Genomic DNA, 16380 nt, shown 5'->3' with positions numbered 1-16380 from the left:
GCGAATCTTATAGACCAAGCGTTTTCAGCTTTCTATGCAAAGCGGACCGTTCCATCCCGACGAATTCCGCCGTTTTCGATATATTGCCGCCGAACCGGTTGATCTGCGCGACGAGATATTCGCGCTCGAAAAGCTCCCGCGCCTCGCGCAATGGCAACGTCATCACGTGGTTTTCGTCCTCGCCGGAAACATTCGGCAGCATTTCACCGATTTCCTTCGGCAGCATATCGGCCGTGATTGCCCCGCCGCCGCCATCGTTGCGTGTCAGGATCATCAGCCGCTCGATATTGTTTCGAAGCTGCCGGATATTGCCCGGCCAGTCATGCGCCTGAAGCACGGCCATGGCATCGTCGCTGATGGGACGGACCTTAATGCCGACTTGCTCGCTGATCTGCTTCATGAACTGGTCGACCAGAAACGGTATGTCTTCGCGCCGTTCCGCCAGCGAAGGCACGCGCACCGGCACCACCGCAAGCCGGTGATAGAGGTCCTCGCGGAAATTGCCCTCCCCGATCAGATGCTCGAGATTGCGCGAGGTCGAGGATACGACCCGGATGTCGACGCTTACCCGTTTCGAGCCGCCGACCCGTTCGAACTGCTGATCGACCAGAACCCGCAGGATCTTGTTTTGCGTGCCCTTCGGCATATCGGCGATCTCATCCAGATAAAGTATGCCGCCATGCGCCTCTTCCAGGGCGCCGACCTTGCGCTCCTGACCGTTTGCGGTTTCCGTGCCGAACAGCGCAATTTCCATGCGCTCAGGCGTGATCGCGGCGGCATTGAGCGCAACGAACGGACCGTCCTTGCGTGTCGAATGCCGATGGATCAGCCGTGCCACGAGTTCCTTGCCGGAACCGGACGGGCCGAGGATCATCACGCGGCTGTTCGTCGGCGACACCTTTTCGATAAGCTGCCGCAACTGTGATATTGCGACGGATGTCCCGGTCAAATCGACCGGATCGCCGGAACGGCGTTTCAGCTCGTCGACCTCCCGTTTCAGATTGGACGTTTCGAGCGCCCGTTCGGCGACCAGAACAAGCCGGTCAGCCTTGAAGGGCTTTTCAATGAAATCGTAGGCGCCGCGCCGTATCGCCGACACCGCCGTTTCGATGTTTCCGTGGCCCGAGATCATGACCACCGGCAGATGCGGGTGCCGCGCCTTGATCTCGTCCAGCAGCGCGAGACCGTCAAGACGGCTCCCCTGCAGCCATATATCCAGAAAAACGAGACGCGGAACACGTTCGGCTATGGCCCGCAGCGCGCTGTCGCTGTCGCCAGCGGTGCGCGCCTCATGCCCCTCATCGGACAGAATACCCGACACAAGCTCCCGGATATCCTCCTCGTCATCGACAACAAGTATGTCAGACGCCATCTGCCTTTACTTCTCCCATCGTAATTGAGCCGCTTTTTTCGGAGTCAGCCGGCAGGATGACGCTGATCATCGCACCGCCGCCCGGATCGAATTCCACTGGCGCGTCATGCAGCTCCAGCACCCCGCCATGTTCATCGATAATCTTCTTCACAATGGCCAAACCGAGGCCGGTGCCCTTTTCCCGCATGGTCATATACGGTTCGAATATGCGGTTGCGGTTTTCCACCGGGAGTCCCTTACCGTTGTCGATGACATCGACCTGGATCGACTGGTCACCGACATGCATCGCACGCACAAGGATCTTGTGTCCCTGCCGTTCCTGGTCGGCTCCGACGGCATCAATCGCCTCCGTGGCGTTCTTGATCAGGTTGCCGAATGCCTGTCCAAGCATGCGCGAATCGAAAAATCCCGTCAGCGGTTCATCGCCAAGTTGGCGTTCAAATTCGATGTCATTGCGACTCATTTCGCGAAGGAAGATCGCGTCTTTCAGTATCTCGCGCAGGTCGTGCTTTTCCTTTGCCGGCTTCGGCATGCGGGCAAAAGCCGAGAACTCGTCGACCATCCGGCCAATATCCTCGACCTGACGGACGATCGTGTCTGTGCACTGATCAAACACGTCCCGGTCGTCATCTGCGATCTGCCTTCCATAGCGCCGCTTGATGCGCTCGGCCGACAACTGGATCGGCGTCAGCGGGTTCTTGATCTCATGGGCGATCCGCCGCGCCACTTCGGCCCAGGCTGTCGATCTTTGCGCAATCACGAGATCGGTTATGTCGTCGAGCGTAACGACATAGGATTCCAGACCGCGATGCGGTCCCTCCTGCGTTGCCTGGACGTTGAGCGTGCGTTCCGAACCGTTACGCATGACCGTGACCTGGCTGCGGTACTCCTGGCGGTGCCATATTGCCGCGCTGGCGAGCACCGGGGCCACTTCCGGGGCGACATCCGACAATTGCTTGCCGACCAATCCGCTAGGCTCTACCCCGAGCATGATTTCTGCCGAACGGTTCGCGATGGATATGTAGCCGTCGTCATGCACGCCGATCACGCCGGCGGTCACCCCGGACAGCACGGCTTCAGTGAATCGGCGCCGCTCGTCCATTTCGTCCCTGGCGGAGATGATTTCATCACGCTGAACGCGAAGTTCCTCGATCATTTTATTGAAAGTTTTGGATAAATTACCAACATCCCCGTCCGATGCCTTGACCGGCACACTCACTTCAAGATTGCCCGTGGCGACATCATCGGCGGCTCCGATCAACTGCCGGATCGGGCGGACAATGCGGTCGGCAACCGCGATCGCGGTCCAGATGGCGGAAAGCAGAACGATCAGCGCGAAGCCCAGATACAGAATGGCGAAAGCAAGCTGGATCGGCCCCCGGTCTTCCTCCAGCGCGCGGTATTCCTCCGTGTTTTCCTCCATCAGACGCATGGAACGGATGACGTTCGGATCGACGGCGCGGATCGTGTACAAAAACGCATCCGGAATATTCTGCAGCTTGATCACGGCACCAACCAGATTGGTCGATCCGGGTGGAATGAGCGCGGCTTCACCACGCGCCGCTGCCGCAAGAGCGCCCGTCGGAACACTCGGCAATGGATTGTCCGTCTTGATGTCGGCCTTGACGATGACGGTGCCGTTTTCCCGCACAACGCTCGCGGCCAGAAGCCCGCGCCCGATCGCCTGTCGGGTGACAAGCACGTTGAAGCCGGTCCGGTCGAGGCTGTAGAGCGTTCGTGCCGAATCGAGATCATTGGCCATCGATACAGTCTGGCCCTGCAGGTACCGGGCGTTTTCATTCACATAGGCCTGGGCAACGCTGAGCGACGAATTGACGATCTCCTTGGTGCGCAGGGAAAACCAGCGGTCCAGACCGATATCCAGCGTTATGCTGGCGACGATGGCGACCAGGATCGCCGGCAGAATGGCGACAACGCTGAAGAGACCGATGATGCGCACATGGAGCCGCGAGGCGGCCCTGCCGCGTCGGCGCGCCGCAAGGATATTGGCGACTTCGCGCACAATCAGGCCGATAAGCGCAAGCACAAATACCAGATTGACAATGACGGCCGTCAGCACCACCTCGTTGCGCGGCGCGATCGGCGTCAGTCCCATGAGAATCACAAAGGAAACGATCGCGCAGACCAGCGCGCCTGCGACGATGATGACTCCCGGAAGAGCCAGCAATCTGCGTCGATCAGCCTTTGTGGCGGGCGGCGGGGATGATGACCCGTCCGCGGAGGAGATTGTGCTGCCGATTGTCATCGGGTCCCCAGCGGTTCCTAACGCGAATTCTCTATGACAGGACTTGCCACAGCGTTGCCTTGTTGCAACGCTTTGTGGCGAAAATGCAACTGCCCTATGCGTTGGTCAAGCGCTTATTCAAGCACTTCTTGGAGAACGGTAAACAGAAACGCCAAGTTCTCGTATTTTCTTGCGCAGAGTATTCCTGTTCAGACCAAGTAACTCGGCTGCTTTTATTTGATTTCCGTGTGTTGCCGTCAGGGCCGCAAGGACCAGCGGATGCTCGACTTCCTCCAGAACCCGGTGATAGAGACCCGGTGGCGGCAAGTCCGAGCCGAATTGGGAGAAATAGCGCCGCATATTGTCTTCGACAGCCTGACCTATCGTGGCATTGCCATCGATATTGCCAATGGCGCTCGCTGCTTCTTCACCGCTTTCGCTCTTCAGCTCCGATTCCACGATCTCGGCGGTGATCGCATCCTGGGGATAAAGTGCCGTGATACGGCGAACGAAATTCTCAAGTTCGCGAACATTTCCAGGCCAGGCGTACCCCTTGAGACGGTCCAGCGCGGAGGCCTCGAATCGTTTGGCGCTCAGCCCCTCTTTCTCGGCCTCGCTGCTGAAATGCCGCACCAGGTCCGGAATATCCTCGGCACGGTCCCGCAATGGCGGCAGACGCAACGGCACGACATTAAGCCGGTAAAACAAGTCTTCCCGGAACAGGCCCTGGTTGATGGAGGTTTTGAGATCCTTGTTCGTCGCCGCCACGATCCGCACATCGGTGCGGATAGGCGTTCGCCCGCCCACGGTCGTATATTCGCCCTGCTGCAGAACGCGAAGCAGCCGCGTTTGCGCGTCCATCGGCATGTCGCCGATCTCGTCCAGAAACAGTGTTCCGCCTTCGGCCTGTTCAAAGCGGCCGCTGGACCGTGTTTGCGCGCCGGTAAAGGCACCCTTTTCATGGCCGAACAGTTCCGACTCGATCAGATCGCGCGGTATGGCCGCCATATTGATGGCTACGAACGGTCCGTTTCGGCGTTTGCCGTAATCATGCAGCGCCCTGGCCACCAGCTCCTTTCCGGTTCCCGATTCACCGGTGATCATCAGCGTCAGGTCTGTCTGCATGAGGCGCGCGAGCACACGGTAGATTTCCTGCATCGCCGCCGACCGTCCGACAAGCGGCATACCCTCCCCGAGATCATCATCCGACTGGCTGGAAGCCGATTTTGGCTCCGACAATGCGCGGCCGACGATTGCGATCATTTCCGTCAGGTCGAAGGGCTTCGGAAGATACTCGTAGGCACCTCGCTCCGACGCCTTGATGGCCGTCATGAAGGTGTTCTGTGCACTCATGACCAGCACCGGCAGATCCGGTCGCGCCTTCTTTATGCGCGGCAACAGGTCGAACGCGTTCTCGTCGGGCATCACCACATCGGTGATCACCAGATCGCCGTCTCCGGCCGCCACCCAGCGCCACAGCGTCGCCGCGTTCGATGTGATACGCACATCATAACCGGCACGCGACAGCGCCTGGTTGAGCACGGTCCGGATCGCCGCGTCGTCATCGGCAACCAGTATGGTCGCTTTGCTCATTTGTTTGTCTCTCCGGCATTTGCGTTTTCTTCTTTCGAGGCTGGCATGAGAATGCGGAATATTGTCCGGTTGTTCTGACTGTCACATTCGACAATGCCGCCATGGTCGCCGACGATTTTGGCGACCAGCGCAAGGCCCAGGCCTGACCCATTGATTTTGGTCGTTATGAACGGGTCGAACAGATGCGGAAGGATATCTCCCGGAACACCCGGACCATTGTCCTGGACGCAGAATTCGAGCGGCAGCGACACACGCTCACTGGCGCCCGGAATCGACAGGCGAATTCCGGGCCGGTAGGCGGTTGTCAGGGTGATCTCGCCGTTGGACTGCGACGCAAGGGCCTCGCTGGCATTCTTCACCAGGTTCAGAAAGACCTGAACAAGCTGATCGCGATTGGCGAATACCGGCGGCAGCGACGGATCGTAATTCTCGACAATCTTGATTTTCTTGGCAAAACCCGCCGAAGCGACCGCTTTTACATGATCGAGAACGGCGTGGATATTGACCGGCTCCCGATCGACCGGCCGCTCATCCGAGAAGATCTCCATCCGGTCAACGAGCGATACGATCCGGTCGGTCTCATCGCGGATCAGTCGGGTCAGGGCGCGGTCCTCATCACCCACCGATGCCTCGAGCAATTGTGACGCGCCCCTGATGCCGGAGAGCGGGTTCTTGATCTCATGTGCAAGCATGGAGGCAAGGCCGGTGACCGAACGGGCAGCCGAGCGGTGCGTCAACTGGCGGTCGATCTTGTCGGCCATGGAGCGTTCCTGGAAGAGCACAACGACCGAGCCGGCCTGATCGGTGACCGGCGCCACGTAAAGATCGACCAGCCTTTCGCTTCCGAGCTTTGGCGAGCTGACATCGACCCGATACTCATTGACCGGCGCCCGGCGTTCCCGGACCTGATCGATCAGCGCCAGCAAGGGGCTTCCGAAGGGAATGTACGTATCGAGTTTCCGGCGCGCGAGTTGCGCGCGGCTCGCGCCGAAAAACGATTCCGCCTCACCATTGGCGTAGGAGACAAGGCTGTTCTCGTCGATCATGATGACGGGGTGCCGTATGGCATCCAGGACAACCCCTGCTGCGTCGCCGGGGAGGCCCGCTTGCTTTGCCTGCATCGTTGTCATGCCGCGGTCCTGTCCGTTTGCCGATCCCGATCCATCGGATCAAAAGCCAGATGCAGATCGCGTATGACGCTTGCCTGGTCCGGACTGGTCATGATCTGCGCTTTCAACTGTGCAGGACAGTCATGGGCATGGAGCGCCAGGTACCACCCGAGATGTTTGCGGAAATGCCGCACGCCGACATCGGCGCCATGATGGGTCAAATTCATCTCGTAATGTTCGAGAACCAGATCGAGGATTTCGTCCCGCGTTCCGGGTGTTGCATCGTTGCCGGCGAGCTGTCCGACCAGCCATGGCCTTCCCTGTGCCGCGCGGCCGACCATGACCGCATCGGCACCGCTCTGCGACAGGATGCGCTCTACATCCTGCCTTGTTTCGACGTCACCATTGGCGACCAGCGGAATTGTAGTTGCGTCACGAACGGCGCGAATGGCAGCCCAATCGGCACGGCCCTTGTAAAACTGGCTGCGTGTACGCCCGTGCACCGTAATCATCCGGACGCCGGCCTCCTCGGCACGCCGCGCCAGCTCCGGCGCATTGATCGACTGTTCATCCCAGCCAAGGCGCATCTTGACGGTCACCGGAACGGACACCGCCCCGACAGTCGCTTCGATCAGCCCGACCGCGTGATCGAGATCCCGCATCAGCGCCGATCCGGAATATCCGCCGGTCACCTTCTTTGCGGGGCAACCCATATTGATGTCGATGATATCCGCGCCGTTCGCCTCGGCAATCCGCGCCGCCTCATCCATCCAGCGGGCCTCACGGCCGGCAAGCTGGACCATGTGTGGCGAAATGCCTTCGCCACGCAGCCGGGACCATGATTCGCGGCGGTCGCAGACAAGTTCCCGGCTGGCAACCATTTCGGTCACCACAAGACCGGCACCGTAGCGCCATGCCAGCGTGCGAAACGGAAGGTCGCTGATGCCGGACATCGGCGCCAGAATGGCCCTGTTGCGGATTTCGACCGGTCCGATATTGAGTGGTTGTTCGATCATTCCAGATGCATCAAAAAAAGGCACTCATCATATTTGCATAGTTTTTATGCATTCGACAACAAAAAACAAGAAGAATCATCGGAAAGGATGCTGGCCAAAACCGTCCCGGACGGCTACAGCAGGCAGGCCTTGTGCGAATATGGTTGGCGATTATGTCGGAAACAGGAAGCATCGGAGCGGTCATTGTCGCAGCCGGTCGCGGCGAACGCGCCGGCAATCGGCAAGATGGGCCAAAACAGTACCGTTCCATTGGCGGACGTGCCGTTCTCGCCCGAACCCTCGAAGCCTTCCGGAACAATCCGCAAATTGCAAAGACCGTTGTCGTCATCCATCGGGACGATCACGAACTCTTCACCCGGGCAATCGAGCAAACCGATGGTCCGGGCTCACTGATCGTTGTGGAGGGCGGCGCTGAACGCCAGCAATCGGTCCTCAATGGCCTGGAAGCGCTCGAAAGCGCTAAGCTTGGCCATGTGCTCATCCATGACGGTGTCCGTCCGTTTGTCAGCAACGAATTGATCGACCGGGTCATAGGCACCCTTCAGAGCGGCGAGCAGGCCGCATTGCCGGTCATCGCGGTGTCCGATACGCTCAAAAAATCGGAGGCTGCCAAACATGTCGATGGCACCGTGCCGCGCAGCGGTCTCTATGGAGCACAAACACCGCAGGGATTTTCCTATCGGGACATCCTGGACGCCCACCGGGCGGCGGCAGAGGCCAACAAATCCGACTTCACCGATGATTGCAGCATCGCCGAGTGGGTCGGCCTGCCGGTGGCGCTCATCGACGGCGAACCGGAGAACGTGAAACTGACGACCGCGAGGGACATCAACGTGGCGGACGAAAAACTGACGTTTGCAACGGCCGGTACGCATCTGCCCGATGTCCGCACCGGCAATGGATACGACGTCCATGCGCTGGTCGCCGGCGACCATGTAACGCTGTGCGGCGTGGACATACCGCATGACCATGGTCTTTCCGGCCACTCCGACGCTGACGTTGCACTCCACGCGCTGACCGATGCGTTGCTGGCGACCTGCGGACTGGGCGATATCGGCGATCACTTCCCGCCAAGTGATTCGCAGTGGGCGGGCGCGTCATCGCATATCTTTCTCGAACACGCAGCTGGTCTCGTGGCCGAAAACGGCGGCACGGTCATGAATGCCGACGTCACGCTCATTTGCGAAGCGCCGAAAATAGGCCCGCATCGCGCTGACATGCGCAGCAAGCTCGCCGAAATCCTGGGCATTGCTGTCGAGCGATGTTCGGTGAAGGCAACCACCAACGAGAAGATCGGCTTTATCGGCCGGCGCGAGGGCATTGCCGCCATTGCCACGGCAACCGTGATTTACAGGAGCAATCCGAATGGCTGATCTGACGGGTTTGGCGCGCGACCTCGTTCTGCAGATGACGCGGGCGGGAAAGATGGTGGCCACCGCCGAATCCTGTACCGGCGGCATGATCGCCGCCGCCATCACGGATATTCCCGGCTCCTCGGCCGTGCTTGACCGCGGTTTCGTCACATATTCCAACGAAGCCAAGGAAGACATGATCGGTGTGTCCGTCGCCACCTTGCAGGCCCATGGCGCTGTTTCTCGCGAGACCGCCATCGAAATGGCCGAAGGCGCCCTCGCCCGTTCCAGGGCCGATCTTGCCGTTTCGGTCACCGGTGTCGCCGGCCCGGACGGCGGTACGGTTGAAAAGCCCGTCGGGCTCGTGCACATGGCGCTCGCCCGCCGAAACGGCCCCACCCAACATACGGAACTCAGGTTCGGAGATCTGGGCCGTGCCCATATTCGCGAGGCGACCGTCGAGAAGGCACTTCAGGCCCTCATTGCGGCCGGATAATGTCTACAGCGCCCTCTGCAGATCTTCGGCCGTAAGGACCGGCTGAATCTCGATCGAAGCGTCGAGGGCGGCAAAGAGCGGCTCGTTGATCATCGGCATGCGCGCCTGATCCGCTTCCTCGAAAACAACGATGCCCATGCGTTTGCCGTCCTCCAGAGCAAAATAGGACGCCTCGGCATTGACCGTCTCGACCAACTTGGCGATGGCCGGCCCCAGCGTGCCGTCCTTTTCGGCCTGATTGCCCTTTTCAACCGGTATCGTGAATTTCAACATCAAACGCATCGCATCCTCCAGTGACGGGTAGACCTCTGTCTCTAGATATGCAGGCCGTGGCCGAGCGCAAGCATCGCCGCCTCCTGAATGCCTTCCCCTTGCGTCGGGTGAGCATGGATGGTGGACGCAATGTCTTCCAGGCAGGCGCCCATTTCGAGCGCCAGCGCGAAGGACGAAGCGAATTCCGAGATGTTTTTTCCGGCGGCCTGGATGCCCAGCACCAGCCCGTTGTCCTTACGCGCGACCACGCGCACAAAACCGGTGTCGGCGCCAAGCGTCATCGCCCGCCCGTTGACCGGCAGCGGGAACTTCCCGACCGCGACCTCATGGCCGGCTTCACGCGCCTCGTCAGGAGAAAGCCCCACGGAAACCACCTCGGGATCGGTAAAGCACACTGCGGGAATCGCAGCCGGTTCGAAGGTCCGGCGCTTGCCGGCAATGAGTTCGGCCACCACCTCGCCCTGCGCCATGGCGCGGTGCGCCAGCATGGGTTCGCCCGTAACGTCGCCGATGGCAAAGACGTCGGTCATCGATGTGCGGCACTCTTCATCGATTGCGATGAAGCCATTGTTCATCGTCAACTGCAGTTCCCGCAGGCCCCAGCCGTCGAGGCGCGGCTTGCGTCCGACGGTGACCAGCACCTTGTCGGCATCCACGGCGAAAGACGCGTCATCGGGTCCCTTTGCCTCCACCGCTGTGCCTTTCTTGTTCATGCCGCCCGCAAGTGTATTGAGATGAACGACAACGCCCAGCTTCTTGAGCTGCCGCGAGACCGCTGTGCCGATCTCCTTGTCATATTGCGGAAGCAATCGCTCGGTGGCTTCGAGTACGGTCACCTTCGAGCCCATCTTGGCGAAAGCGGTTCCGAGTTCCAGACCGATATAGCCACCGCCAACGACAGCGAGACGCTTCGGCAGTTCTTCCAGTTTCAGGGCCTGTGTCGAGGAAATGACATTGCCGCCAAACGGAAGCGCCTCCAGTTCGATCGGCTCCGATCCGGGTGCGAGGACCACGAACTTCGCCTTGATCTGGGTGTTTTCCTTCTCTCCGGCAATGCTGCACGTCTTGCCGTCGCGCATGCGCGCCTGGCCATTGATGACCGTAACGCCCGCCTTCTTCAAAAGCGCCTCGACGCCGCGGTTCAACTGGCCGACAATACCGTCCTTCCATTCAATGGCGCCGACCAGGTCCAGGACAGGGTCCTTGACCGAATACCCATGCGCCTTGCCTTTCGACGCCTTGACCGCCTGCTCGAATGCGTCGGCGACATGGATAATCGCCTTGGACGGTATGCAGCCGACATTGAGACAGGTGCCGCCGACGGACTTCTTCTCGACAAGGATCGTATCGAGACCGAGTTGCCCGGCGCGGATGGCCGCCACATAGCCGCCCGGACCGCCGCCGATAACCAGCACTTCGCAGGATAGATAGTTCATTTACGGCTCCATGAAGAGGGTTGCCGGCGTTTCCAGCGAGCGGCGTATGTGCTGGATGAATTCGGCCGCGTCCCACCCGTCGACGATCCGGTGATCGAAGGAAGACGAGAGATTCATGATCTTTCGCGGAACGAATGCGCCATCCTGATAGACGGGCCTCATGGCGATCTTGTTGACGCCGACGATGGCAACTTCCGGGCTGTTGATGACCGGCGTCGAAACGATGCCGCCAATGCTGCCGAGGCTTGTCAGCGTGATGGTTGAGCCGGTCAGTTCCTTGCGGGTAATGGTCCCATCGCGCGCGGCGGCCGCGAGCCGCCGGCCTTCCTCGGCCAGACCCCAGATGTTCCTCGCCTCCGCATTGCGCACGACTGCCACCATGAGACCGTTTGCGGTCTGGACCGCCATGCCGATATGGGCAGCGCCGAACTCGCGCAGGATACCCGCTTCGTCATCATATTGCGCGCTGAGCTTGGGATGGGTGCGCAACGCCTTGACCATGGCACGCATGATGAACGGCAGCAGCGTCAGCTTCGGCTGATGCTCCTGCCGTGTCTCGTTGAGATGCTGTCGCAACTCTTCCAGTTCCGTCATGTCCACTTCGTCGACATAGGTGATATGCGGAATGCGCTGCTTGGCATCCTGAAGCCGCTCGGCGATCTTGCGCCGCAGCCCGATGACCTTTGTCTCGGTGATCGTGTTGTTCGGCTGGAACGAACTCGTGACCGGCTCGGCCTTGCCAGCGATATAGGCGTCCAGATCCTCATGCAGGATGCGTCCCGCCGGTCCGGTGCCGCGCACATAGACAAGTTCGATACCTGCATCCATGGCGCGTTTGCGCACGCTCGGCGCGGCAACCGGTTTTTCGCCCTCCGGCCTGGGCGGTCCATTCGTTATCGGCGCCCGTCGCGGTGCGGCCGGCGCCGGTCGTGACACCGGCATCGTCGGTTCGGCCCGGTCGGGTTCGGCAGCCGGCTCTTCTTTCGGCTGCTCAACGGCTTCAACGGCTTTTGGACTTTCCCGGACGGGCTTCGGCGGGGGTGGTGTTTTTTCAACACCGCTGTTGCCCTCGCCCTCGACCTCGATCGTAACAATGGCGGAGCCGACGGCCGTCATCTGGCCGACCTCGCCTTCGATGGAAACGATCTTGCCTTCGACCGGCGACGGGATCTCGACCGTCGCTTTGTCGGTCATGACCGCCGCCAGCACATCGTCCTCACGCACCGTATCGCCGACGGAAACGTTCCATTCGACGATCTCGGCTTCGGTGATGCCTTCGCCGACATCGGGCATCTTGATCGTGTGAACGCCCATCAGATCGCCTCCGTCAGCTCTTTGAGTTCCCGGCCGACACGCGCCGGTCCGGGGAAATAGTCCCATTCCTGTGCATGCGGATAAGGCGTATCCCACCCAGTGACCCGAAGGATCGGCGCTTCGAGACTGTAAAAGCAGTTCTCCTGCACCTGGGCGGCGATTTCCGCGCCGAAACCGGAAGTGAGCGTCGCCTCGTGCAGCACCATGCATCGGCCGGTCTTCATGACCGACTGGGTTATGGTTTCAATGTCGAGCGGGAGCAGTGTCCGCAGATCGATGATCTCGGCATCAATACCGGTCTCCTGAACCGCGGCTTCCGCCACGAAACACATGGTCCCATAGGTGACGATGGTCGCGGCGCTGCCTTCGCGCCGGATGGCCGCCTTGCCGATCGGCAGGGTGTAGTGCCCCTCCGGCACATTGCCAAGCGGATGTGTCGTCCAGTTCTGAGCCGGACGTTCGTGATGACCGTCGAACGGTCCGTTGTAAAGCCGTTTAGGCTCGAAAAAGACAACAGGATCATCATCTTCGATCGACGCGATCAGCAGGCCTTTTGCGTCATAAGGCGTTGAAGGAACGATGGTTTTGAGGCCGGAGACATGCGTGAACAGCGCTTCGGGGCTCTGGCTGTGCGTCTGGCCCCCGAAAATGCCGCCGCCGACCGGGCTGCGGATCGTGATCGGGGCCGTGAAGTCGCCGGCCGAGCGATAGCGGATACGCGCCGCTTCCGAGACGATCTGGTCATAGGCCGGGTAAATGTAATCGGCGAACTGCACTTCGATGCAGGGCCGCAAGCCGTAAACCGCCATGCCGATCCCGGCGCCGACAATGCCGCTCTCATTGATCGGGGCGTCGAAGACCCGCGATGTGCCGTATTTCTTCTGCAGTCCTGCCGTGCAGCGGAAGACGCCACCGAAATAGCCGACATCCTCACCGAACACGACGACATTTTCATCGCGCTCCATGGTCACATCCATGGCGCTGCGGATGGCTTCGATCATTGTCATCTGCACCATGGTCACACTCCCAGCTTTTGGCGTTGCGCGACCAGATGCGGCGGCATTTCCTTGTAGACATCCTCGAAGATGTCACGAGCGCTGGAGCCGCCGCCCATGACGCCGTAGGATTCGGCCTCCTTGGCGGCAACGCGCATCTCCCCATCGAATTCGGCCTCGGCCTGTGTATGACGCTCCTCGGTCCAAAGGCCGACCTTGATCAGGTGGTTCTTCAGCCGCAGCACCGGATCGCCGAGCGGCCATGCCGCCGACTCCTCGCGCGGCCGATACTTGCTCGGATCGTCCGACGTCGAATGCGGCGCGACCCGGTAGGTCACCCACTCGATCATTGTCGGCCCCAGATTCCGGCGAGCCCGCTCGATCGCCCATTTTGAAACCGCGTGGACCGCCATGAAATCATTGCCGTCGACGCGCAGCGAGGGAATGCCGTAGCCCAGCGCCCGCTCGGCAAAGGTCGCCTGATCTCCCCCGGCGATGCCCTGAAAGGACGAGATCGCCCATTGGTTATTGACGATATTCAGCACCACCGGCGGCTGATAGACCGAGGCGTTGACGAGCGCGGCGTGAAAATCGTTCTCCGCCGTCGAACCATCGCCGATCCAAGCGGTCGCGATTTTGGTATCGCCCCTGATGGCCGAGGCCATCGCCCAGCCGACCGCGTGGATATACTGCGTGCCGAGATTGCCGGAAATGGTGAAGAAGCCGTGCTTCTTTGAGGAATAGAGAACCGGCAATTGCCTGCCGCGCAGCGGGTCACGGGCGTTGGACAGATTCTGACAGATCATGTCGACGACCGGGTAATCCTGGCACAAGAGCAGCCCCTGCTGCCGGTAGGTCGGGAAGTTCATGTCGCCTTCCGACAGGGCAAGCTGCTGGCCGATGGCAATGGCTTCCTCGCCGGTGCACTTCATGTAGAAGGAGGTCTTTCCCTGCCGCTGCAGGGTCATCATGCGCTCATCGAATGCCCGTGTGCGCAACATCGAGCGAAGCGCATGCAGAAGAAGGTCCTTGTCCAGTTCCTCCGCCCAGGGACCGACGACGTCTCCTTCCCGGTTGAGCACGCGGATCATGGTCGTCGCCAGATCCTTGATGTCCTGGGCGTCTGTATCGACACCGGGCTTGCGAACCGTGCCGGCCTTCGGCACTTCGAAATCGGAAAAATCGGGTTCGTCGCCCGGACGGACCGGTGGTTCGGGCACTTTGAAGGAAAGCGGTCCGTAGTCGCTCATAGGTGTCTCGCTTTCTGGTCAGCCGCGCATTGGCGGCGGCAACCGTTAATTACGACAACAATACTGACCTATATGATGTGCCGGTTCGGCATATCCGACAATAGCGCCTTTGAAATTGGATTGTATATGGCGCGACCTGTGGATGAGCTTTCCATTGATTGCGCAAGGATTCGGCTTTTTGTTCTTTCCTTGCGTGGCGCCGCAGGATTTGTGCGCCGCAGCACGGAATCAGCCGTAAATCCGGTCCGCCCGCTGTTCGAACGCCTCGGCGAATTTATGGAACGCACGATCGAACATGGTGCCCATCAGCGCACCCAGCATGCGGCTCTTGAATTCGTAATCGATATGGAAGGAAACGTCGCATCCGCCCTCACCCGCCGGCTCGAAGCCCCAGCGGTTATTGAGATAGCGGAACGGTCCGTCGAGATACTTCACGTCGATCACGGAATCGTCCGGGCTGAGCAGCACCTGACTGGTAAAGGTCTCACGGATGGCCTTGTAGCCGACGGTCATATCGGCGATCAGCAGGGTCTTATCGCCGCGCTCCTTGCGGCTGCGGACCTTCAGCGCGTCGCACAGAGGCAGGAATTCAGGATATTTTTCGACATCGGCGACGAGCGCGAACATGTGTTCGGGCGTGTGAGCGACGAAACGCTTGGTATCGAATTTCGGCATGCCGCGGCGCGTCGGCTCTAGATCGAAAGGCCGCGGCGCTCCGCACGCGCTGCCTGAAGCTTGGCAAAATCGTCGCCGGCATGGTGGGACGAGCGTGTCAGCGGACTCGCCGAAACCATGAGGAAGCCCTTCGAGTATGCGATCGTCTCGTAGGATTTGAACTCTTCCGGCGTCACGAATTTCATGACCTTGTGGTGCTTGCGTGTCGGCTGCAGATACTGGCCGATCGTCAGGAAATCGACATCGGCCACCCGCAGGTCATCCATCAGCTGCAGCACTTCGTTGCGCTCCTCGCCGAGCCCCACCATGATCCCCGATTTGGTGAACATGTCGGAATCCAGTTCCTTGACCCGCTGCAGCAGCCGGATCGAGTGGAAATAACGTGCGCCGGGCCGCACCGTCAGATAATTGGACGGTACGGTTTCCAGATTGTGGTTGAACACATCCGGGCGCGCCGATACCACCGTCTCCAACGCGCCCTCCTTGCGAAGGAAATCCGGCGTCAGGATTTCGATGGTCGTCTCCGCAGATGCCTCGCGGATCGCACGGATTGTCTCGACGAAGTGCTGCGCACCGCCGTCGGCCAGATCGTCGCGGTCGACCGATGTGACCACCACATGTTTCAGGCCCATCTGGAAAACCGCCTTTGCGACGTTCTCCGGCTCATTCGGATCGAGCGCTGTGGGGCGACCTGTGGACACGTTGCAGAACGCGCAGGCGCGGGTGCAGATTTCGCCCATGATCATGAAGCTGGCGTGCTTCTGCTGCCAGCAGCTGCCGATATTGGGGCACCCTGCCTCTTCGCAAACGGTCACCAGATTGTTGGATTTCACGATGTCGCGTGTTTCCAGGTAACCCTTGGATGTCGGCGCCTTGACCCGGATCCAGTCGGGTTTGCGCGCAACCTCGTTGTCCGGCCTGTGAGCCTTCTCCGGGTGGCGAACGCGCGCGGGGCGTGAAACCGTATCGACAACAGTAACCATCAGAAGGTTCCCTAAGCTCCGGTCAACGGCCAGCCAGCAGCGCGAACAGCCATAGCACGATAATGGCACCGATTGTCGCGACGATCAGCGTTCCGACGAAACCGCCATATGAAATGCCAACCATCGGCGCCAGATAGCCGCCGACCACGGCGCCGATAACGCCAACGATCAGGTTCTTGATCAGCCCGTGATTCCGGTTCATGACCTTCTCGGCGATGAAACCGGCAATCAGACCGATCAGAAGAAATGCCAACCAACCCATATTCGCTCT

The 16380-nt window shown here is 60.3% G+C and carries 15 protein-coding genes; 2 read left to right on the top strand and 13 right to left on the bottom strand.

Translation table 11 applies throughout. The features are described from left to right. Positions 1-7 precede the first annotated feature (7 nt). The 5 genes from ntrX to dusB form a co-directional block, all read right to left on the bottom strand. On the bottom strand, positions 8-1372 hold the full coding sequence (gene ntrX / locus OOZ53_RS00145; RefSeq protein ID WP_271087248.1) for a nitrogen assimilation response regulator NtrX: 1365 nt from the start codon (positions 1370-1372) through the stop codon (positions 8-10). Further along, entirely contained in the window at positions 1362-3638 is a 2277-nt protein-coding gene (locus OOZ53_RS00140; protein WP_271087247.1) for a sensor histidine kinase NtrY-like, read from the bottom strand. Before OOZ53_RS00140 ends, ntrX begins: the two co-directional genes overlap by 11 nt. A gap of 117 nt (positions 3639-3755) precedes the next feature. Then, positions 3756-5210: a nitrogen regulation protein NR(I) gene (ntrC, locus tag OOZ53_RS00135; protein ID WP_271087246.1), complete on the bottom strand. Its 1455-nt coding sequence runs from the start codon at positions 5208-5210 to the stop codon at positions 3756-3758. Continuing rightward, positions 5207-6331: a two-component system sensor histidine kinase NtrB gene (locus OOZ53_RS00130; protein ID WP_271087825.1), complete on the bottom strand. Its 1125-nt coding sequence runs from the start codon at positions 6329-6331 to the stop codon at positions 5207-5209. Before OOZ53_RS00130 ends, ntrC begins: the two co-directional genes overlap by 4 nt. Positions 6332-6336: 5 nt before the next feature. Further along, the gene (gene dusB, locus OOZ53_RS00125) at positions 6337-7335 is read right to left on the bottom strand and encodes a tRNA dihydrouridine synthase DusB (RefSeq protein ID WP_271087245.1); all 999 of its coding nucleotides are present in this window, start codon (positions 7333-7335) and stop codon (positions 6337-6339) included. A 152-nt stretch (positions 7336-7487) separates the two neighbouring features. Here dusB and OOZ53_RS00120 point away from each other — a divergent pair, with 152 nt between their 5' ends. Together OOZ53_RS00120 and OOZ53_RS00115 are read left to right on the top strand one after the other, a co-directional pair. Further along, complete coding sequence (locus OOZ53_RS00120) at positions 7488-8708, top strand: bifunctional 2-C-methyl-D-erythritol 4-phosphate cytidylyltransferase/2-C-methyl-D-erythritol 2,4-cyclodiphosphate synthase (RefSeq protein WP_271087244.1); 1221 nt, start codon at positions 7488-7490, stop codon at positions 8706-8708. Next, positions 8701-9183 carry a CinA family protein gene (locus tag OOZ53_RS00115; protein WP_271087243.1) on the top strand — a complete coding sequence of 161 codons (483 nt, stop codon included), beginning with the start codon at positions 8701-8703 and terminating at the stop codon, positions 9181-9183. The genes OOZ53_RS00120 and OOZ53_RS00115 overlap by 8 nt, the downstream gene beginning before the upstream one ends. A 3-nt stretch (positions 9184-9186) precedes the next feature. On the opposite strand, the gene OOZ53_RS00110 is transcribed toward OOZ53_RS00115, so the two are convergent. The 8 genes from OOZ53_RS00110 to OOZ53_RS00075 all read right to left on the bottom strand — a co-directional run bounded on the left by OOZ53_RS00110 (position 9187) and on the right by OOZ53_RS00075 (position 16371). Next, positions 9187-9465: a hypothetical protein gene (locus OOZ53_RS00110; RefSeq protein ID WP_271087242.1), complete on the bottom strand. Its 279-nt coding sequence runs from the start codon at positions 9463-9465 to the stop codon at positions 9187-9189. A 32-nt stretch (positions 9466-9497) separates the two neighbouring features. Next, complete coding sequence (lpdA, locus tag OOZ53_RS00105; protein ID WP_271087241.1) at positions 9498-10892, bottom strand: dihydrolipoyl dehydrogenase; 1395 nt, start codon at positions 10890-10892, stop codon at positions 9498-9500. Next, a complete protein-coding gene (locus OOZ53_RS00100) occupies positions 10893-12206 on the bottom strand; it encodes a dihydrolipoamide acetyltransferase family protein (protein WP_271087240.1) in 1314 nt (437 codons plus the stop codon). It lies immediately after the preceding gene. Next, a complete protein-coding gene (locus OOZ53_RS00095) occupies positions 12206-13222 on the bottom strand; it encodes an alpha-ketoacid dehydrogenase subunit beta (protein ID WP_271087239.1) in 1017 nt (338 codons plus the stop codon). The genes OOZ53_RS00100 and OOZ53_RS00095 overlap by 1 nt, the downstream gene beginning before the upstream one ends. A gap of 2 nt (positions 13223-13224) precedes the next feature. After that, positions 13225-14451: a 3-methyl-2-oxobutanoate dehydrogenase (2-methylpropanoyl-transferring) subunit alpha gene (locus tag OOZ53_RS00090; RefSeq protein ID WP_271087238.1), complete on the bottom strand. Its 1227-nt coding sequence runs from the start codon at positions 14449-14451 to the stop codon at positions 13225-13227. Between the two features lie 228 nt (positions 14452-14679). Then, entirely contained in the window at positions 14680-15126 is a 447-nt protein-coding gene (locus OOZ53_RS00085) for a type II toxin-antitoxin system RatA family toxin (RefSeq protein WP_271087237.1), read from the bottom strand. Between the two features lie 17 nt (positions 15127-15143). Then, entirely contained in the window at positions 15144-16109 is a 966-nt protein-coding gene (gene lipA / locus OOZ53_RS00080; RefSeq protein WP_271087236.1) for a lipoyl synthase, read from the bottom strand. Between the two features lie 22 nt (positions 16110-16131). Further along, positions 16132-16371 (bottom strand): GlsB/YeaQ/YmgE family stress response membrane protein, encoded by a 240-nt coding sequence (locus OOZ53_RS00075; RefSeq protein ID WP_271087235.1) that lies wholly within the window; start codon positions 16369-16371, stop codon positions 16132-16134. Positions 16372-16380: the final 9 nt, after the last annotated feature.

The sequence above is a fragment of the Allohoeflea poritis genome, from assembly GCF_027889715.1.
In the GTDB taxonomy this organism is placed as follows: Bacteria; Pseudomonadota; Alphaproteobacteria; order Rhizobiales; family Rhizobiaceae; genus Hoeflea_A; species Hoeflea_A poritis.
The sequence above is the reverse complement of the archived record's forward strand: the minus strand, read 5'-3'. Positions and strand labels throughout refer to the sequence as shown.